A 19354-nucleotide genomic window follows, 5' to 3' on the forward strand; every position below is an offset into this window, starting at 1 on the left:
GTGCTGGTCCAGGATTTGGACATGGAAACAATGCTCCGTGAATTGCGCCGCTTGACCGCCCATGCTGAAAATCGTCCTACGGAGACCGGCATACCCGGGATCCTGATGGTCAAGGGAGAGATCCCCGAACACAAGCTCGGCACCGTCTATGAACCGATGGTCAATTTGATCCTCGATGGCAGCAAGACGCTGACGATCGCCGGCCGCGACTATTATTATGATCCCGCCAGCTATTTCGTGATCTCGGTCGATATGCCGGCAACCGGCATGGTGCGGCAGGCTGGCCCCGATCGGCCCTATATCGGCGTCAGCCTTTCGCTCGATCCGGCACGTGTCGCGGCCCTTCTCATGGATATTCCACCGCAATCCCTGGATATTCCACCGCAATCCTATGTGCCGGGGCAGAGCGGTGGCTATTCCGTTTGCCGCATGACTCCGGAACTTTTGAATGCATGGCTGCGAATGCTGCAGCTGATGGAGCGTCCACAGGATATTCCCGCCCTCGCCCCGGCCTATGAGCGCGAGATCCTCTATCGCGTGCTTCAGGGACCGCAGGGCTGGATGCTGCGCGATATTGCGGCACCCGACAGCGCCCTGTCGCAAGTAAGGCTCGCAATCCGCTGGGTTCGTGAACACTACACCGAAGCGATCGAGGTCGAAAAACTCGCCACCTTCGCCTCCATGAGCGTCTCGGCCTTTCACCGCCATTTCAAGGCCGTGACGGCGATGAGCCCGATCCAGTACCAGAAGCGTATCCGTCTGCTACAGGCCCGCCAGTTGCTGATTGCCCGATCTGGAAACGCATCCTCGGTCGCCTATGCCGTAGGCTATGAGAGCGCTTCACAATTCACTCGGGAATATGCGCGCCTCTTCGGCCAGCCGCCGGCGCGCGATGTATCTTCGATAAGAGAAAATATCAGGCCGGCAGCCTGATCGCAATCGGACCTAGTGGCCGCTCTTGGCAGGCGCGTCCTCTGCGGGAGCAGCTTCCGCCCGAGCGGCTGCATCCTTGGCCGCTTGCTCTTCAGCAGACGGCTCCTCAGGTTCTTTGGCCGGCACGGCGCCTGCCGCCTTGCCCTCTCCCTTGGTGGAGGCGACGGCAACAGGATCGATACAATCGGCCGGATCCTTGAGGCTGGCGTTCAGCGCTGCGATCTGATCGTCCGGCAGGTCGATGCGTTCGCCATAGAAGAGGCCTTGCTCGCTCGCCTTGCCGTCGTAGTAACGTGCCGTATAGGGCTTATCATTCAGCCCTTCGACCATCTTGTCGGGATGCGCGATATAGACCACGTCGGCGCCGATCGCCCGGCCCCGAATATCCGAACGCAGCGTCGGACCGTTTTCATCGAGTACGACAACCTGCACGAGGTCGGGTTTCTGCGTTTCATAGACGGCCTGGGCGACACGCAACGCCGTCTTGATGCGCGTCACGCCGTCGACAGGCTCGGTCTTGATATATTTGCGGACCCAAACATGGTCCTGCTTCTTGATCGTTACGAGATTGACGTCGGTACAAGCCACGCCATCGGCGGATTCCTCGTCGCCCAGCAGCCTGTCCTTGCCGACATAAACTGCAGCGCCGCCGGAAACGCCCGCTAGCAGAGCGCTACCACCGATGATCAAAGCCAATTTCCGGGAAGGCCGGAATATGCGCAGTAAGGCCTTCACGCCAACTGCTCCGCCATCTGAAAACTCCAACGCAATACAAGTGACTGTGAAGCTAAGGGAAATGACGTTTCCGAATCTTTAAATGGGCGGCCCGACTTTGTCTCAAATTGGCAAAATACCAAAAAAGGTCCAGCCGTTCCCGAGCTTGCCAGACCGCTTGAGCCCATGCTCTAAAATACCATGGCCTTCACGCTTCGCCAGATTCAGTATTTTGTCGCCGTTGCCGAACAGGGCTCTGTCACGCGCGCGGCGCAGAACCTGTCGATCTCCCAATCCTCGATCACCGAAGCGCTGAAAGAACTGGAAAACGACCTTGGCGTCGTGCTGTTCGAGCGTCACCCGCGGGGACTCTCGATCACCCATAATGGCCACCAGTTCCTGCGGCATGCCACGAAAATCCTGGCATCGGTCTCGGATGCCCGCACCAGCTTTTCCGGCCAGCAGAACATACCCTCCGGCACGCTCAACATCGGCGTCACCTCGCTCGTCGCAGGTTATGTGCTTTCCGACCTGCTCGCCCGCTATCGCCGCGCCTGCCCCGGCGTCGAGGTCAGCGCCATCGAGGACAACGGCAGTTATCTGGAACATCTGCTCATCGGCGGCGAGTTGGATGTCGCTGTCATGGTGATTTCAAATCTGCGTGATCGCATGGCCCTGCAGGCAGAGATCCTGGAAACCTCGCCCTATCGCCTGTGGCTGCCGATGGGCCACCCGCTGGTTTCTGCCGATATCATCTCCATCGCCGACATCGCTCGCGAGCCGTTGATCATGCTGACGGTTGACGAGATCGAGGAGAATACCGGCAAGCTGTTGACCGCACTCGGCGCCCGTCCGCACGTCGCCTTCCGCACCCGTTCGGTGGAAGCCGTGCGCAGCCTGGTCGCGACGGGTGCAGGCGTGGCGCTGCTCCCCGATCTCGTCTACCGCCCCTGGTCGCTGGAAGGCGACCGTATCGAAAGCCGTGATGTTTCCGGCTCCCTGCCCGTCGTGCAGGTCGGCATGGTTTGGCGCAAGGGCTCCAGCCTGCCGCAGGCCGCACGCGATTTCGTGGCCATCGCCGAGAACATGCGATCGGGGCGATCCCGCTAGATATCGGAAATTCCGATATCGCCTTTCTGATAAATGAATTTGCGAAACCGGCCGTTCCGCGTCACCTTTTCTTTCGGGAACAAAACGCCGCAAAAGCGGCACCGAACCGGGAGACAGACGATGAAGCATCTTCTGAAATCGTGCACTGCTGCGCTCGCGAGCCTGAGCTTTGCGACACAGGTTGTCGCTGCCGAACCGCTGAAGGAATTGGGCAAGGGTGAAGGCGCCGTCAGCATCGTTGCCTGGGCCGGCTATATCGAGCGCGGTGAGACCGACAAGAATTACGACTGGGTCACCGATTTCGAAAAGGAAACCGGCTGCAAGGTTTCCGTCAAGACCGCCGCCACCTCGGATGAAATGGTGGCGCTGATGAACGAAGGCGGCTTCGACCTCGTCACTGCCTCGGGCGATGCGTCGCTTCGCCTCGTCGCGGGAAAACGCGTCCAGCCCATCAACACCGATCTCATCCCGAGCTTCAAGACCGTCGATAAACGCCTGCAGAATGCGCCCTGGAATACGGTGAATGGCGTCCACTACGGGGTGCCCTATCTCTGGGGGCCGAACGTGCTGATGTACAACACCGACACGTTCAAGGATAAGGCGCCGACGAGCTGGAATATCGTCTTCGAGGAACAGAACCTGCCTGATGGTAAGTCCAACAAGGGCCGCGTTCAGGCCTATGACGGCCCGATCTACATCGCCGATGCCGCTCTGTATCTGATGGCGCATAAGCCCGATCTCGGCATCAAGGACCCCTACGAGCTCAACGAGGACCAGTACAAGGCTGCCCTCGATCTGCTGCGCGGCCAGCGCAAGATCGTCTCGCGCTACTGGCACGACGCGATGATCCAGGTCGACGACTTCAAGAATGAAGGCGTGGTCGCCTCGGGCTCCTGGCCCTTCCAGGTCAACCTGCTGCAGGCCGACAAGCAGAAAATCGCCTCCACCTTCCCTGAGGAGGGCGTCACCGGTTGGGCCGACACGACCATGCTGCACGCTGACAGCGAACACCCGAACTGCGCTTATATGTGGATGGAACATTCCCTGAAGGCCAAGGTCCAGGGTGATGCCGCCGCCTGGTTCGGCGCCGTACCCTCGGTTCCGGCCGCCTGCAAGGGCAACGAACTCCTGACCGATGCCGGCTGCAACACCAATGGCTTTGATCACTTCGACAAGATCAAGTTCTGGAAGACGCCGGTCGCCAAATGCGCAAGCGAAAGCGAATGCGTACCCTATCATCGCTGGGTCTCGGATTATATCGGCGTGATCGGCGGGCGGTGACGCCAAGCCGATCCATGTGAAAAAGTCCCCTCCCCAATCCCTCCCCACAAGGGGAAGGGCCAGAGTGGCACCGCCGCATTCCTGCCGAAACGCCGAAAGGTTTGAGCGTGGGCGCGGCAGATTAAGCCCCTCCCCCTTGTGGGGAGGGGTTTGGGGCGGGGTCTTTTTAAGATCAAAGCCTCTCAGATAATACAGCTCCGGAGCCCCCATGACGTCAGCCGTCCGTTTCCAGAAGGTGTCTCGCCATTTCGGTGCAGTGCGCGCCGTCGATGGCGTCGATCTTGAGATCGTGCCCGGCGAATTCTTCGCCATGCTCGGCCCGTCCGGATCCGGCAAGACCACCTGCCTGCGGCTGATTGCGGGTTTCGAACAGCCGACATCGGGACATATCGAGATCTTCGGCGAAACCGCCGAGGGCATTCCGCCCTATCGCCGCAACGTCAATACCGTTTTCCAGGATTACGCACTCTTCCCGCATCTCGATATCCTCGACAACGTCGCCTACGGGCTGATGGTCAAGGGCGTCGGCAAGGCGGAGCGGATCAGGGAGGCAGAGAAGGCACTGGAACTCGTGAAGCTGCCGGGCTATGGCAGCCGCCGCCCCGGCCAGCTCTCCGGCGGCCAGCGGCAGCGCGTGGCGTTGGCCCGCGCTCTCGTAAACAAGCCACGGGTGCTTCTGCTGGACGAACCGCTCGGAGCTCTGGACCTGAAGCTGCGCGAGCAGATGCAGGAGGAACTGAAGAGCCTGCAGCGCGCGCTCGGCATCACCTTCATCTTCGTCACCCACGATCAGGGCGAGGCGCTCTCCATGGCCGACCGCGTTGCGGTCTTCAACGATGGCGGCATCGTCCAGCACGGCACGCCACAGGATATCTACCGTCGCCCGAAGACACGCTTCGTCGCCGATTTCGTCGGCTCGTCGAATGTCATTTCTCCCGATGTGATGACGGTTCTCGGCGGCGAGAAACGCTGGGCGAGTTTGCGGCCGGAAGCAATCCGCCTCGCGGCTGACGGCATTGAAGCCAGGGTCGAGAATGCCAGCTTCCTGGGTGCCTCAACCCGCCTCACTGTCGATATCAAGGGATCGCACCTGCATGTCATGCTGCCGGCCGGCAGTGATATCCCTGATATCGGCACCGCCATCCGTCTCGCCTGGCAGCAGGGCGACGTGCACTATATGGATGACGCGGCATGACGGCGCTGGCGATCACCAAGCCGCAAACCTCGATCCTGCCGCGGCGCGGCGGTTTCTTCAGCCGCCTGTCGGACAATTTCTGGCGCCACCCGAAACTGCTCCTGTTGCTGATGCTGACACCGCCGCTGCTCTGGCTCGGCATCATCTATGTCGGCTCGCTGATCGCGCTCCTGCTGCAGAGCTTCTTCTCGATCGACGATTTCTCGGGAATGGTGAATTACGAGTTCACCCTCGATACCTATGCGCAGCTTTTGAACCCCGGCAATTTCGACATCATCGTCAGAACCATCCTGATGGCCGCGCTGGTAACGATCGCCTCGGCCATCGTCGCCTTCCCGATCGCCTATTACGCCGCGCGTTATGCGCAGGGAAAATGGAAGGCTCTCTTCTATCTCGGCGTCATGCTGCCGCTCTGGTCGAGCTATCTCGTCAAGATCTATGCCTGGAAGCTCATCCTTGCCAAGGAAGGCATCCTCACCTGGCTCTTCGACAAGCTCTATCTGTCCTGGCTGCTCGACGGCGTCCTCGCCTTGCCAGTCGTCGGCGGCAATTCGCTTTCCGTCAGCTACCTCGGCACCTTCATCGTCTTCGTTTATATCTGGCTGCCCTACATGATCCTGCCGACGCAGGCAGCACTCGAGCGGGTGCCCGGCAACCTGATCGAGGCATCAGCCGATCTCGGTGCCACCCCGCACCAGACCTTCCGAACCGTGCTTTTCCCGTTGGCTCTGCCCGGCATCGTCGCCGGTTCGATCTTCACCTTCTCGCTGACCTTGGGCGACTACATCATTCCGCAGATCATCGGCTCGTCGCGCCTCTTCATCGGCCAGGCGGTCTATACGCAGCAGGGGACCGCCGGCAATGTGCCGCTCGCCGCGGCCTTCTCGGTCGTACCGATCGTCATCATGGCGATCTATCTCTGGCTCGCCAAACGCATGGGGGCTTTCGATGCGCTCTGATCGCATGCAACGTTCCCCAACGCTTTTGAAGATCGCCGCTGCCGGCGGTCTGCTCTTCCTGCATCTGCCGATCCTGTTGATCTTCGTCTACGCCTTCACGACGGAAGAGAAGAGCTATCAATGGCCGCCGCCGGGCCTGACGCTGCAATGGTTCGGCATCGCCTGGAATCGCCCGGACGTCTGGTCGGCACTTGGTCTCTCTCTACAGGTTGCCTGCATTGCGACGGCGATCGCGCTCATCCTCGGCACGCTCTGCGCAGCCGCCGTCAGCCAGACGAAATTCTTCGGCCGCGAGGCGATCTCGCTGCTCGTCATCCTGCCGATTGCGCTCCCCGGCATCATCACCGGCATTGCGCTGCGCTCCGCCTTCAGCCTCTTCGATATCCCCTTCTCGGTCTGGACGATCGTGCTCGGCCACGCAACCTTCTGCGTCGTTGTCGTCTACAACAATGCCGTCGCCCGTTTCCGCCGCACGTCGGGCTCTCTGATCGAGGCCTCGATGGATCTCGGCGCCGATGGTTTCCAGACCTTCCGCCATGTCATCCTGCCGAATATCGGCACGGCGCTTCTGGCCGGCGGCATGCTAGCCTTCGCCCTGTCCTTCGATGAGGTGATCGTCACCACCTTCACCGGCGGCCAGCAATCCACCCTGCCGATCTGGATGCTCGAAGAACTGATCCGCCCACGCCAGCGCCCGGTCACCAATGTGGTCGCCATGGTCGTCGTGCTCGTCACCTTCCTGCCAATCCTGGCAGCCTATTACCTCACGCGCGATGGCGATCAGATCGCCGGCGCCGGCAAATAACCCGGAGCGGGATCGGAAAGTGTCAAACGCTTTCCTGCCCCCGTCTCGCTCCACCAACGAACAAGGAGAACGCCCATGGACACGCAAATGCTGATCGGTTCGCGCTTCGAGACCGGCACGGAAACGGAAGAGCACATCCTGAACCCGAAGACCGGCGAAACGGTGCTGAACCTCGCCGAAGCGTCGCTCGGTCAGATCGATGCTGCCGTCGATGCCGCCGAAAAGGCCTTTGTCACCTGGGCACAGACGACCCCGTCCGAACGCTCTGCCTATCTCTTGAAGATCGCCGACGCCATTGAAAGGGATGCAAAGGGCTTTGCCACGCTGGAGGCGCTGAACTGCGGCAAACCGATCAATGCCGTGCTGAATGACGAAATCCCAGCCATCGTCGATTGCTACCGCTTCTTTGCCGGTGCAGTGCGCAATCTGCATGGACCGGTCGCAGGCGAATACCTTCCCGGCCACACCTCGATGATCCGCCGCGACCCGATCGGCATAGTCGGTTCGATCGCGCCGTGGAATTATCCGCTGATGATGATGGCCTGGAAGCTGGCGCCTGCCATCGCCGGCGGCAACACGGTCGTTTTCAAGCCGTCCGAACAGACGCCGCTGACAGCACTCAAGATGGCCAAGCTTCTCTCTGACATTCTCCCCGAGGGCGTTGTCAACGTCATCCTCGGACGCGGCGAGAGCGTCGGCAACGCGCTGATCAACCATCCGAAAATCGATATGGTGTCGATAACAGGCGATATCGCAACCGGCAAGAAGGTGCTGCAGGCCGCCGCCAAGACGGTCAAGCGCACCCATCTGGAGCTTGGCGGCAAGGCGCCAGTCATCGTCTTCGACGATGCCGATATCCAGGCCGTCGTCGCCGGTATCCGCACCTTCGGTTATTACAATGCCGGCCAGGACTGCACGGCCGCCTGCCGTATCTATGCCGACGCCAGGGTTTACGACAATTTCGTCTCCGACCTGACATCCGCTGTCTCAAGCATCCGCTTCAACCAGGCCGACGACACGCAGAACGAAATCGGCCCGCTGATTTCCAAGCGCCAGCGCGATCGGGTCGAGAGCTTCGTCACCCGCGCTTCCGAGCACAAGCACATGGAAATCACCACCGGCGGCAAGACCTCCGGTGACAAGGGCTTCTTCTTCGCGCCGACGGTTGTTGCCGGCGCCACGCAGGAGGATGAGATCGTCCGCCGCGAAGTCTTCGGCCCTGTCGTCTCGGTCACCCGCTTCACCAATGTCGAGGATGCAGTGACCTGGGCGAATGACAGCGATTACGGCCTAGCCTCTTCCGTTTGGACCAAGGATATCGGCCGCGGCATGAAGACCGCCGCCCGCCTTCAATATGGCTGTACTTGGATCAACACCCATTTCATGCTGGTCAACGAGATGCCGCATGGCGGTTTGAAACAGTCAGGCTACGGCAAGGATATGTCCGTCTACGCTCTGGAAGATTATACAGCTGTCCGTCACGTGATGATCAATCACGGATAGTTGAACAAGAGCCTCCTGTTCCGCTGCAAAAGTCACTGCCGCTATCAGTGACTTTTGTCACTTTGTCATAATACAACTGCAAATACTGTTTTTCGAAAGTGGAATTGCCGTTTCACCGTATATGGCAAGCCGCGATAATATGATTCTTCGCCGGATCAAAGAAATCGGTCAGGCATTACTTACACATGGCGACGCCCATCGATATCTTCGAGCTCGAAAAAGCCCTGGACGGATTACTGGAATCCGCACTTGTACCTGATAGCTGGGAGCGCACGCTGCAGCAGATCAGTCAGGCGACTGGTTCCGTTGGAACGCATATCATGCCGGTTCGGGGAAAATTCCCCGCCGGCTTCCTGAGCACGCCGAATTTGCTGGAGGCCTTCCAGGTCTATTTTTCCGAAGAATGGCACAAGCGCGATTTCCGTGAGCGCGGTCTGGCGGTTGCGATGGCCAAAGGTGTCGTCATCGAACACGACATCGCCAGCGAGGAAGAATTCAAGAATCAGAGCTTCTATACGGAGTTTCTGGCCCGCTTCGGCTTTCGCTATTCCGCCATGGTGGGCTTTACCGCCGGCGATACGATGCTGAGTCTCAATCTGCAGCGCCGGATCGAAGACCAGCCTTTCGATCGCGACGATGCGCAGTTGCTCATAAAAATGCAATCGAGGCTGACCGCTGCGGCCGAAATCATCCGCGCGCTCCAAGTCGCCAGGATCGACAGCATGAGCGAAGCCTTCGAACTCGCCGGTACCGCGGTCATCTTCTTCGACCGGGCTGGGCGTATCGCTCGGCTGAATCAGCGGGCGGAGAGGCTACTCGATGGAAATATCCGTGTTGTGGATCGGGAACTTGTCGCGACCAGTCAGGAAGAAACAGGGCTCCTGCGCCGCCACCTGCAGGCAATCCTCTCAAAGGAGCCTTTCACCAATCCGGCCGTCTCCACGCCGGTTCTGTTCTCACGCCCGGGAAAGGCGCCACTGGTCATCCGCGCCCAGCGGTTGAACGGCGTGCCGGCCGAACTCTTCTCGCATTCCGCCGCTGTCGCCATCATCACGGATCTTTCCGAGCGGGCGAGCCCAAGCCGCGATCTGCTGCGACAGCTGTTCGCACTCACCCCTCAGGAAACGACGGTCGCGCGCCTGCTCATGGATGGTTCGTCACCGCGTCAGATCGCCGAAATATGCGGACTGACCTATGAGACGACGCGCGGCTATGTGAAAAAGGTTCTCGCCAAGACTGGCACGCAGCGCCAGTCTCAACTCATCTCGCTGCTCTCAAGCCTGAAAATCTAGGCCTGATTATAGAGCGCAAGTAGTTCCCAGTCACCTTCCCAGACCATGTCAAGCGCCACATAGATGATGATGGCAAGGCCGATCCAGCCAAGGAACGACGTTCCATTTTAAACGATTTGGAACAAAATCCGCTTCGATGCGTCTTCCTCCAAAAATCACGGAGGAAGATATCCATGCTGAAATGGGCTCTGATATTTCTGGTCATTTCGATTGTTGCCGGCTTTTTCGGCTTCTCCGGCATTTCCGCGGCAACAGCGACAATCGCACGCGTACTGTTCGGCATATTCCTCGTCGTCTTCCTGATCTTCCTCATCCTGGCGCTGATGGCAGGACAGGCGATCTTCTAGCCAGCAGGTCATTCCGGCTAGCTGGCTGGCCTGCCGGCGGCTTCGAGACAAGTTCGTTAGAGCACCGCCCTAAGCCACGGATGCACTCCTTTCGCCTGCCGTTTCACGAGACTGTCGATCGACACCGATCCTGCACCGGAAACCGCCAGCACAAACATGCCGCCGGCGATTGCAAGATCCTTTTCGAAATGCAGCAGCTCGTTCTGGCTTGCGAAATTGGTGTGGAACAGAAAAGCCGTCGCGAGGCAGAACAGCCCCAGGGCAGCCGCGCCAAGCCGGCTGAGGAGGCCAGTGGCGATGGAGAGGCCGGCGCCGAGTTGTAGGGCAATCACGCCAAAGGTCACCAGTGCTGGCAAGCCAAGCTTTTCGAAAGTGGCAAGGGTCGCGGTGATGTCTGCGATAAGAGACGCTCCCTCATGCAGGAAGATCAGGGATAGCAGAAGCCTACCCAGAAGAAGAATGAGGTCGGCCAGACGAGGCCGGCTTGAAGCGTTTTCCATCATATCCTCCACTGACGAAGCGCTGACTTCGGATCAGCATACCGTAAAACCCTGGTTCAACGGCAAGATCGATTTCTCGCCGCCTGTCAGCGATCTCGCCAAGGACGGCTTCCCGTTGGTCGGCGGTCGTGTCGATTATATCGGCGGCCGCGCCCGTTGCGGCCCTCGTCTACCGGCGCCATGGCCACATCATCAACCTGTTCATCTGGCCTACGACGTCGTCGACACAAACGAGCAGAGCCCATGACGGCCACAATATAATATGGTCGGATGGCGGACTGATGTTGTGGGCGATTTCGGATGTCGCCTCGGGCGATCTTGCCGAGTTCGAAACGCTCTTCAGGAGCGCCGCAAGACTCTAAAGCAGGCTTGCACCGACATTGATCGCAAGCGCGAGAATGGTGGTGTTGAAAAGAAACGACAGAAGCGCATGCAGCAGGGTCAGCTTGCGCATGGCTGTCGAGGTGACGGCCACATCGGCTGTCTGTGCCGCCACGCCGATGGTGAAGGAGAAATAGAGGAAGTCCCAATAAGCAGGCTCCTCGATATCGTCGGGGAATTTCAGCCCGTCGCCCTTGTCCGGTCCGCCATAGAAATAATGCGCATAATGGATCGTGAAGAGCGTGTGCAGGAAAAACCAGGAGATCATGATCGTCAGGATCGCTGCGGCCGCACGCCAGAGCGCGATATTGGCCGGCGCGTCCTTGATCGAATGAAGCTCGATGCCGATGCCGGCAATACTGGCAAGGGCCGCCGCGATCGACAGAAAGAGCAGGAACGTGTCGGAAAAATCGAGGTCCGCAGATCGCTTGCGGATGCTCTGGATGGTGGCCCGAAGCATCTTGCGCCAGCTCAGCCCGATGAAGACGATCGCCGAGGCGTTCCAGCCAAACAGGATATTGCTGGCGCTCACCTCCCGGGAGGTCAGCAGCAGAAAGACGATGAAACCGCCGAGCACCGAAAGGATGAAGCTTGCATGCTTGTAGGCAAGCGAGACCAGCGAATTTCCGTCATCCCCGTCAGCCACTGCAATCCTCCGGCCTCCATGTCCTTGATATCAACACGAAAAAGGCGCAGATGCCAGCGGCACCCGCGCCTTTCATCAAAGTGCAGCTTGCGCGGCGTTAAGCGGCGGCGAGCTGCAGTTCCTTGCGGACCTGGCTACGCAGCGTGCCAAGATCCTTTGCGAATGCCCTGATACCTTCGGCAAGCTTTTCGGTCGCCATCGCATCTTCGTTCATCATCCAGCGGAAGGTCTTTTCGTCGACCGTAACCTTCGGAGCCGGCTTGATCGTTTCCGGCGACAGCTTGCGCTCAAGCTTGCCCTGGTCGTTCGACAGTTCGTCGAGCAGGTTCGGAGCAATCGTCAGACGATCGCAACCGGCCAGCGCTTCGATTTCGCCGGTGTTGCGGAAAGAGGCGCCCATGACGACCGTCTTGATGTCGTTGGCCTTGTAGTAGTTGTAGATGTCGCGAACGGACAGAACGCCCGGATCTTCCTCGGCAGTGAAATCCTTGCCCGTCGACTTCTTGTACCAGTCAAGGATGCGGCCGACGAAGGGCGAGATCAGGAACACGCCGGCGTCAGCGCATGCAATCGCCTGGGCCTTCGAGAAGAGCAGCGTCAGATTGCAGTCGATGCCTTCCTTCTGCAGGATTTCGGCGGCGCGGATGCCTTCCCAGGTGGAAGCAAGCTTGATGAGAATGCGATCCTTCTCGATGCCGCGCTCCTTATACGCCGCGATGATGCTGCGGGCCTTCTTGAGCGAAGCTTCCATGTTGAAGGACAGATCGGCATCGACTTCGGTCGAAACACGGCCGGGAACCAGCTTGACGAGTGCTGCACCAACGGAGATTGCAAGACGATCGGCAACGGCTGCAGCCGCAGCATCCGCATCACCGCCGAGTTTCTTGCCCCAGGCGATCGCTTCCTTCATGTCGTCGGCGAACATGTCGGTGCCGAGTGCCTTGAGAACGATGGATGGGTTGGTCGTGCAATCGACCGGTTTCAGGCGAGCAACAGCCTGAATGTCACCGGTATCGGCAACCACGGTTGTGATCTCGCGGAGTTGGTCAAGCTTGGATGTCATGGTCAAAATCCTTTTTGAACTTGGGCTGCGGACCGGCGCGAGTTCCGCCCGGCAAATGGGTGATCTGAGGACCGATGGTTTGCGTGCTGCAGGCGAAAAGACGCGCCGCCGTCACGGATGAGTCATAAACGTGAGAGACATTGGCGGTGTTCCCAGGCGCATTGATCCAACCAGCGGAAAACGACAAGCGCATCACAAGCGATGCCGCCTGCGGCTGAAAGGCCGGTCGTGACTTTCCGCATGCCCGCACATTGCCCTCCTCGGATGGACAAGAACGACGTTGTCGACCATGACTATCGCCGCTCTTGCAACGAAAAGTCAAGGACATTTGTGCATTTCAATTGACATAAGTGTCACGCCCGGCATTATCGCGGGAACAAAGCCGATATCGCAACCTTATGCTATTGATGGCAAAGATCTAGGGCGAAAACCGGCGCGGGAGGAGATGTGGTCAAGCTGAAACGCGGCACGCATACTGCCTATTCCGAAGCCTCGTCGCTCAGGCTGCGGGCCGCATGGCTTTATTATAACGAGGGCCTGACCCAGAAGGATGTCGCCGAACAGCTCGGCATCAGCCGCACCACCGTCATCCGCCTGCTCGACGAGGCGATGAAACGCAGCGAAGTGCAGATCTGGATCAACGATTCCATTGGCGACTGCGTCGAGCTGTCGGTCGAGCTCGAGCGGGCTTACGGGTTGGACGAGGCTATTGTCGTGCCGCAACCCGCCAATTGCGACGTCAATTCCCTGGCAAAGAATGTCGGTCTGGCGCTCGGCCGGTTCCTGTCGGAGGCCATTCCGGACGATTACACGATCGGTGTCGGTTGGGGCCGCACCATGACCGCCTCGCTCGCGAGCTTCCGCCCGCCGCGCCGGGACAATTGCAAGATTGTCTCCCTGCTCGGCGGCATCGTCGCCGTCCACCAGACGAACCCGATCGACTACACTTGGCGGCTGGCAAACCAGCTCGGCGCCGAGTGCTACATGTTCCTCGCCCCGCTGCTCGTCGATTCGACCGAGACCAAGCGCAACCTCATCGAAAAATGCGGGCTCGACACGATCTATCGGCTGGCGGAAAACCTCGATCTCGCGATCGTCAGTTGCGGCGATATCGGCCCGCATTCGACCTCGCTCTCCGAGGGCTGGATTTCGAAGGCCGAGTTGCAGCAGTTGATCGATGCCGGCTGCGTCTGCGACACCATGTTCAACTTTCTGGACAAGGACGGCAATTCCGTCGACCATTCGATCAATCAGCGGGTCATGTCCGTGGATCTCGATACGCTGAAGAAGGCGAAGCACATCGTACTGTCCTCCGGCGGCGCACACCGCGCCGTCGCGATCCGCGCGACGATCAAGCGGGTCGGCTGCAACACGCTGATAACAGATGAGAGTGCGGCAAAAGCGCTGCTGGAACTCGCCGAAGCCGCCTGAACGGTCTCGACCTATCGCGTCGGTCAGGCGTGCGCCGATTCCCAGCCAAGCATCGCCCGCTTGCGGGTGAGACCCCAATGGTATCCAGTCAATGCCCCGTTCTTGCCGAGTGCGCGGTGGCAGGGCACGACGAAGGAAATCGGGTTGGCCCCGACCGCCGCACCGACGGCGCGCATGGCAGTCGGCCGGCCGATGTCCTTGGCGATATCGCTATAGGTCACGGCCTTGCCGAAGGGGACTTTCAAGAGGCTCTGCCAGACGCTGACCTGGAAATCCGTGCCGATCAGGACGACCCGCAACGGCTGGTCAGATGTCCAGCGGCCCGGCTGGAAGATACGCTCAGCATAGGGTGCTGTCGCTTGACGGTCCTCGACATAATCCGCATTCGGCCAGCGGCAGGTCATATCTTCGAGACAGGCCTTTTCATCGCCGGAATCGCTGAAGGCGAGGCCTGCAAGGCCGCGGTCCGTGACCATGACGAGCGCCGTCCCGAACGGGCAAGTGTGGAACCCGTAACGGATTGTCAGCCCACCGCCTTTCGCCTTCCATTCGCCCGGAGACATTGCCTCATGTGTGACGAACAGGTCGTGCAGGCGGCTCGGGCCTGAGAGACCGACCTCGATCGAAGTTTCGAGCAGCGGCATTTCTTCCCTGCGCAGCAGCCGCTTGGCGTGGTCGAGCGTCACGGCCTGCAGGAAGGCTTTCGGCGACAGGCCGGCCCAGCGCGTAAAGGTCTTCTGGAGCTGCGTCGGCGACTGGTGTAGCCGAGCGGCAATCGCTTCCAGCGACGGCTGGTCGCGATATTCCTCGCTGATGAGTTCGATGACCTGACGAACGATATCGTAATCAGGGCCATCAGCAGTGACATCTGTGTCGAGCTTCGCGATCATGTTCATCGTTTTTCTCCTTTACAAAGGAGATAATCAAGGTCGAGCAGCCAAGCCACCCGTTTCTTGCGCCCCGATTCTTACGCAATGCCTCAAATACGCTGTCTTACCGTTGCCAGTGCGCCCTTGAAGGCCTTGGCGAAGCTCTCGCGATCGTCAGGATTGAGGAAGGAGCCGACATCGGTGCGTTTACCCTCTCCGAAAATATGCATGGAGAGAATACCGATCTCCTGATGTCGGCGCACGAGAAAGCGCGTCCAGAACGGATTGAAGTGATGCTCGATCATGCGGCCTGAGGGGGAGAACTTGCGCACCGCAACATCGGTGCGTGAAACCGTCACCTCTTCCCGCACCCTGCCGGACCGGTAGTTCAGCCAGAAGGCACCATAAAGCAGCAGGAAATCCAGGCCGAAGAAGAAGCCGATCGGCCAGGCGCCGGTCACGATGAAGAACATGCCGTACATGAAGCAGATCGCGCCGGAGATGCCGAGCAACACCTTGAAGCCCTTCCGCCCGAGCGAACGGTAGGGAAAGAGTTCGGCTGCAAAAACCGGCTGATCGTTGCGGCTGTCGGCGTTGCTTTCCATCATGGCCGCCGAGTATAGATTTTCCATGGCGAATCCGAAACTCAAATCCATTACCAAACCGTCGCAAGACTCGAATGTGATCGTCAGGCGCAAGCCGGCGGCGGCGGTGAAGACCGTCTATTCGCTTGCCGAACGGGAGGAGATCTTCCGCCGCTTCTCCATTCAGCGTCCGGAGCCGCGGGGCGAACTGGAACACACCAATCCCTTCACCCTCGTCGTGGCGGTGGCGCTCTCCGCCCAGGCGACCGATGTCGGCGTCAACAAGGCGACGCGCGCGCTCTTCAAGGTCGCCGATACGCCGCAGAAAATGCTCGATCTCGGCGAGGAAAAGGTCCGTGACTACATCAGGACGATCGGGCTTTATCGCAACAAGGCGAAGAACGTCATTGCGCTCTCGCAGATGCTGGTCGACAAGTTCGGCGGCAAGGTGCCGGAGACGCGCGAGGAGTTGGTTCGCCTGCCGGGCGTCGGCCGAAAGACCGCCAATGTCGTACTATCAATGGCTTTCGGCCAGGCGACGATGGCCGTCGACACCCACATCTTCCGCATTGCCAACCGCATCAAGCTCGCACCGGGCAAGACGCCCGACGAGGTGGAAGAGCGGCTGATGAAGGTCGTGCCGCAACACTACCTCTATCACGCCCATCACTGGCTGATCCTGCACGGCCGCTATACTTGCAAGGCCCGGCGGCCGGAATGCGAACGCTGCGTGATCGCCGATATCTGCAAATCGCCGGAAAAGAGTTGCGATATCCCGGCACCGCTGGTCGAACTACCTCCGCAGGTGATCGGCGAGGCCGTCGAGTAGGGCAACAATCGCCCTCTCGTATTCTTCACGCCTGCCGCCCGCTTCGATGGCGATTGCTGCGCGGTCGAAGCCGGCTGACAGCAGAGCCGTCAATGGCCCGAGCAGTGTGCTGGCCTGCGGCAGACAGGCTTCGAGCCCTGCCCGCAATGTCGCTTCTGTAGTCTCGACATCGATCTGCGTGGCCGCAGACGCACCAATCACCGCCGGCGCTTCGAGCAGAAGCAGCCGTGTCCGCCCTGCCACCGCCATCGCATCGAAATAGGCTGCGGCACCTGCAAGCAGTGCCGCACGCGGTTCGGTTTCCGGCTTTGCGCGCTTCTCGATCTCTTCGGCGACATCAGCAGCCTCTCTTTCGATCACCGCCCGGAAAAGTGCGTTTTTGTGTTCAAAGTGATGGTAAAGAGCCCCCCGCGTCACGCCGGCTGCCGCAACGATGTCAGGCGTCGCCGTCGCCGCATATCCCCTCTCGACGAAAAGCCGGCGCGCAGCATCCATCAGGGCCTTTCTGGTCTGTTCGGTTCTCTCACGATTGCTGCGACTCATGACCCTTCTTTACATACAATCTGTATGTATGTTAATTACAAAAACATACAGACTGCACGTAAAGATGCGAAGGAGGAAAAGCGATGAAATCGACGAGCTACTATCCTGTCATCATGACGGATGACGTTGCCGGTACGGCTGCCTTCTATTGCCGCCATTTCCGTTTCCAGCGGCTGTTCGACAGCGACTGGTACATTCATCTGCAATCGAGAGAGGATGAACATGTGACGCTCGCCGTGCTCGATGGCAGCCACGAAACCATTCCGGCTGCGGGCCGCGGCAAGGTCTCCGGGCTTCTGCTGAATTTCGAGGTAGAGGATGTGGATGCGATCTACGCTGCCTGCGCAGCGGCCGACCTGCCGATCCTGCGCGAGATTCGCGACGAGGCTTTCGGCCAACGCCATTTCATTACCGCCGACCCGAACGGCGTGTTGATCGACATCATCAAGCCGATCCCGCCGAGCGCCGAATACGCAGCGATGTATGACGCCACAGCGTTACCCGGTTAGAGCAATTCCAGCAGCAAAAGTGTTCAGTGGTTCTGCATCCGGAATGGCGTGAAAACTAGGCTCGGAAACCGGGATCGCGCGCCGAGATCAGCTTGTGTAGATGCACCATCATGCCGGCAGCAAAGAGCGGTGTGAGCAGGTTGACGATCGGGATCGCGAGGAAAAGTGCGATCACCAGACCGCCGAGAAAGACGGTCGGACCATGCTTGGCGCGAAACAACCGCGCCTCCGGTTGCGAACGGAAACGCATGGCCGCGAACTCGAAGAATTCCCGCCCGAGCAGGTAGCCGTTCACCAGGAAGAAGGCCACGAGATTGATGCCGGGAATGAAGAGCAGGAAGAGCGCGATGATATTGCCGACGATGACCACGCCGAGGAATTTGAGCGAGCTTGCCATTGCAGGACCGAGCGGCATGGCCTTGCCAGGCGCCTCCTGCGGATAATCCCGCTTTTCGATCACCTCCGCGACGTCGTCGAGAAAGAGGCCGGCTATCAGAGCGGTGACCGGCGAAAGCAGCAGCGCCAGGCCAAGCGCAAGGCCTATGCCGGCGGCGACAAGGAAAACGAAGCTGAGCCAGCCGGCCCAATCAGGCATCTCGGGAAAGAACCCCACCATCCAGGGAAAGATGAAACTGATGAACAGACCGCGCAGCGCAAACCATAAGCCGATCAGCACCAGCACCGTCAGTCCCAGAACTTTCCAGAAAGCCGACCGGGTCTCTGGCGCAAACAAATTGGCAAGTGAAAGGCGAGCGGCCTCAAGGATCATTTCTCTGGCGTCTCCGTTACGCAGCACCATGTAGGAAACCTGCGTCCTTCCGGCAAGTCAGTTGAAAATTACATGCATGAATAGAAAACTTGTCGAAAATTATGTGCTAATATATAGTTGATATGTTCGAAATACGTGTGGGCCATAAGAAGAGCTTCCGGACAATATTAAGAAACAAGGATTCGGCTCTGCATGAATCCACGGAAAGCCTCTGATGAAATGGGGGAGGCTGCGACGTGGAAGACTTTGTAGAGAAACTTAGGCAATACGCGAAGTCCGGCACGCCTGCCGAACGACGCATCGCGAAATATTTCACAGAACACTTGAACGACCTGCCGTTCGAAACCGCCGCGTCGGTTGCCGACCGGCTTGATCTTTCGCCCATGACGGTCGGCCGTTTCCTCCGTGCACTCGGCTATCAGGGCCTGGACAGTGTCAAGGTGGAGATCCGCGAAACGGCAACGACCTCTCCTGTCCAATTCCAGAGCGCGATGACGGAATTGCAGACGGATGCATCGGAGGGCAAGGCACTCGCCGTTCTCGTGGCCGAACAGATACAGGCGCTGCATCACATCTATCATCTGACTGCACAGCCGCATTGGGCCGAAGCCGTCGCGATGATCGGCGCGGCCAAAGAGGTCTTCGTGGCCACCCATGCCAGACTTGCCGGCCTCTCCAATCATTTCTGCCAGCGGCTGACCCAGGCTCGCGACGGCGTGCGTGCGATCGACGGCGCGGGAAGCCGCTTCACGGAGCTTTTCGCCCGTTCCTTCATCGACGACGCCGTGCTCGTCATCATCGATTGCCGGCGCTTCACCAGGTCGCGGTTGCTTGCGCGCACTGCCAGGCGCTACGGCTACAAGGTGATCCTGATTTCCGCTCAGCATGCGGACTGGCTGCCTGAACAGTCGAACGTCGTCTTGCCTTTGCCGCCTGCCCGCGCGCCCGACACGGATAACCTGCCGCCGCTGATCGCCTTGCTCGACTGTCTGTCCGAGGCGGTCATATTGAATGCCGGCGAGGAGGCGAGCCAGCGTCGCCGACGCATGGCGGAGTTTGCAACGATCCTCGGCGAGGCGACAAACCGCTGA

At 59.5% G+C, this 19354-nt stretch carries 21 protein-coding genes and 1 pseudogene; 14 read left to right on the top strand and 8 right to left on the bottom strand.

The features are described 5' to 3' along the window. Positions 1–21 precede the first annotated feature (21 nt). A complete protein-coding gene (locus KQ933_RS17130) occupies positions 22–933 on the top strand; it encodes an AraC family transcriptional regulator (protein WP_216755983.1) in 912 nt (303 codons plus the stop codon). A gap of 12 nt (positions 934–945) precedes the next feature. On the opposite strand, the gene KQ933_RS17135 is transcribed toward KQ933_RS17130, so the two are convergent. Beyond that, a complete protein-coding gene (locus KQ933_RS17135) occupies positions 946–1668 on the bottom strand; it encodes a hypothetical protein (protein ID WP_216755984.1) in 723 nt (240 codons plus the stop codon). A 180-nt stretch (positions 1669–1848) separates the two neighbouring features. Here KQ933_RS17135 and KQ933_RS17140 point away from each other — a divergent pair, with 180 nt between their 5' ends. From KQ933_RS17140 to KQ933_RS17175, 8 genes are all read left to right on the top strand, one after another. Beyond that, positions 1849–2757: a LysR family transcriptional regulator gene (locus KQ933_RS17140; protein ID WP_216755985.1), complete on the top strand. Its 909-nt coding sequence runs from the start codon at positions 1849–1851 to the stop codon at positions 2755–2757. Between the two features lie 120 nt (positions 2758–2877). Next, entirely contained in the window at positions 2878–4038 is a 1161-nt protein-coding gene (locus KQ933_RS17145) for an ABC transporter substrate-binding protein (RefSeq protein WP_216755986.1), read from the top strand. 208 nt (positions 4039–4246) lie between these two features. Further along, the gene (locus KQ933_RS17150) at positions 4247–5233 is read left to right on the top strand and encodes an ABC transporter ATP-binding protein (protein ID WP_216755987.1); all 987 of its coding nucleotides are present in this window, start codon (positions 4247–4249) and stop codon (positions 5231–5233) included. Then, positions 5230–6192, top strand: a complete 963-nt coding sequence (locus KQ933_RS17155) for an ABC transporter permease (RefSeq protein ID WP_216755988.1) — start codon at positions 5230–5232, stop codon at positions 6190–6192. Before KQ933_RS17150 ends, KQ933_RS17155 begins: the two co-directional genes overlap by 4 nt. Continuing rightward, on the top strand, positions 6182–6997 hold the full coding sequence (locus KQ933_RS17160; protein ID WP_216755989.1) for an ABC transporter permease: 816 nt from the start codon (positions 6182–6184) through the stop codon (positions 6995–6997). The genes KQ933_RS17155 and KQ933_RS17160 overlap by 11 nt, the downstream gene beginning before the upstream one ends. A 75-nt stretch (positions 6998–7072) precedes the next feature. Continuing rightward, on the top strand, positions 7073–8500 hold the full coding sequence (locus KQ933_RS17165; RefSeq protein ID WP_216755990.1) for a gamma-aminobutyraldehyde dehydrogenase: 1428 nt from the start codon (positions 7073–7075) through the stop codon (positions 8498–8500). Between the two features lie 185 nt (positions 8501–8685). Then, positions 8686–9792, top strand: a complete 1107-nt coding sequence (locus tag KQ933_RS17170) for a LuxR C-terminal-related transcriptional regulator (RefSeq protein ID WP_216755991.1) — start codon at positions 8686–8688, stop codon at positions 9790–9792. A 173-nt stretch (positions 9793–9965) separates the two neighbouring features. Beyond that, positions 9966–10139 carry a DUF1328 domain-containing protein gene (locus KQ933_RS17175; protein WP_007817547.1) on the top strand — a complete coding sequence of 58 codons (174 nt, stop codon included), beginning with the start codon at positions 9966–9968 and terminating at the stop codon, positions 10137–10139. Between the two features lie 56 nt (positions 10140–10195). Here KQ933_RS17175 and KQ933_RS17180 read toward each other — a convergent pair whose 3' ends face one another. After that, a complete protein-coding gene (locus tag KQ933_RS17180) occupies positions 10196–10642 on the bottom strand; it encodes a DoxX family protein (RefSeq protein WP_216755992.1) in 447 nt (148 codons plus the stop codon). A 19-nt stretch (positions 10643–10661) separates the two neighbouring features. Here KQ933_RS17180 and KQ933_RS17185 point away from each other — a divergent pair. Next, positions 10662–11001: pseudogene (locus KQ933_RS17185) on the top strand (anti-sigma factor); the annotation flags it as partial. On the opposite strand, the gene KQ933_RS17190 reads toward KQ933_RS17185, so the two are convergent. After that, complete coding sequence (locus KQ933_RS17190; RefSeq protein WP_216755993.1) at positions 10998–11666, bottom strand: DUF1345 domain-containing protein; 669 nt, start codon at positions 11664–11666, stop codon at positions 10998–11000. The pseudogene KQ933_RS17185 and the gene KQ933_RS17190 overlap by 4 nt on opposite strands. Positions 11667–11763: 97 nt before the next feature. Next, a complete protein-coding gene (tal, locus tag KQ933_RS17195) occupies positions 11764–12729 on the bottom strand; it encodes a transaldolase (protein ID WP_216755994.1) in 966 nt (321 codons plus the stop codon). Positions 12730–13176: 447 nt separating this feature from the next. Here tal and KQ933_RS17200 point away from each other — a divergent pair, with 447 nt between their 5' ends. Further along, the gene (locus tag KQ933_RS17200; protein ID WP_216755995.1) at positions 13177–14160 is read left to right on the top strand and encodes a sugar-binding transcriptional regulator; all 984 of its coding nucleotides are present in this window, start codon (positions 13177–13179) and stop codon (positions 14158–14160) included. Positions 14161–14183: 23 nt separating this feature from the next. Here the strand turns inward: KQ933_RS17200 and KQ933_RS17205 are convergent, their stop codons facing one another. Together KQ933_RS17205 and KQ933_RS17210 are read right to left on the bottom strand one after the other, a co-directional pair. After that, positions 14184–15056, bottom strand: coding sequence for a bifunctional helix-turn-helix domain-containing protein/methylated-DNA--[protein]-cysteine S-methyltransferase (locus KQ933_RS17205; protein ID WP_216755996.1), 873 nt, complete (start codon positions 15054–15056; stop codon positions 14184–14186). A gap of 83 nt (positions 15057–15139) precedes the next feature. Beyond that, positions 15140–15637 carry a DUF2244 domain-containing protein gene (locus KQ933_RS17210; protein ID WP_216758937.1) on the bottom strand — a complete coding sequence of 166 codons (498 nt, stop codon included), beginning with the start codon at positions 15635–15637 and terminating at the stop codon, positions 15140–15142. Between the two features lie 22 nt (positions 15638–15659). On the opposite strand from KQ933_RS17210, the gene nth reads away from it, so the two are divergent. Continuing rightward, on the top strand, positions 15660–16442 hold the full coding sequence (gene nth / locus KQ933_RS17215) for an endonuclease III (RefSeq protein ID WP_253958250.1): 783 nt from the start codon (positions 15660–15662) through the stop codon (positions 16440–16442). On the opposite strand, the gene KQ933_RS17220 is transcribed toward nth, so the two are convergent. Continuing rightward, the gene (locus tag KQ933_RS17220) at positions 16407–16985 is read right to left on the bottom strand and encodes a TetR family transcriptional regulator (protein WP_216755998.1); all 579 of its coding nucleotides are present in this window, start codon (positions 16983–16985) and stop codon (positions 16407–16409) included. The two genes, nth and KQ933_RS17220, sit on opposite strands and share 36 nt — an antisense overlap. An 83-nt stretch (positions 16986–17068) precedes the next feature. On the opposite strand from KQ933_RS17220, the gene KQ933_RS17225 reads away from it, so the two are divergent. After that, the gene (locus tag KQ933_RS17225; protein WP_216755999.1) at positions 17069–17494 is read left to right on the top strand and encodes a VOC family protein; all 426 of its coding nucleotides are present in this window, start codon (positions 17069–17071) and stop codon (positions 17492–17494) included. A gap of 55 nt (positions 17495–17549) precedes the next feature. Here the strand turns inward: KQ933_RS17225 and KQ933_RS17230 are convergent, their stop codons facing one another. Then, positions 17550–18263 carry a sulfate transporter family protein gene (locus KQ933_RS17230; protein WP_216756000.1) on the bottom strand — a complete coding sequence of 238 codons (714 nt, stop codon included), beginning with the start codon at positions 18261–18263 and terminating at the stop codon, positions 17550–17552. A gap of 236 nt (positions 18264–18499) precedes the next feature. Between KQ933_RS17230 and KQ933_RS17235 the strand changes: the two genes are divergently transcribed. Further along, a complete protein-coding gene (locus tag KQ933_RS17235) occupies positions 18500–19354 on the top strand; it encodes a MurR/RpiR family transcriptional regulator (RefSeq protein ID WP_216756001.1) in 855 nt (284 codons plus the stop codon).

This window comes from Rhizobium sp. WYJ-E13, assembly GCF_018987265.1.
GTDB lineage: Bacteria > Pseudomonadota > Alphaproteobacteria > Rhizobiales > Rhizobiaceae > Rhizobium.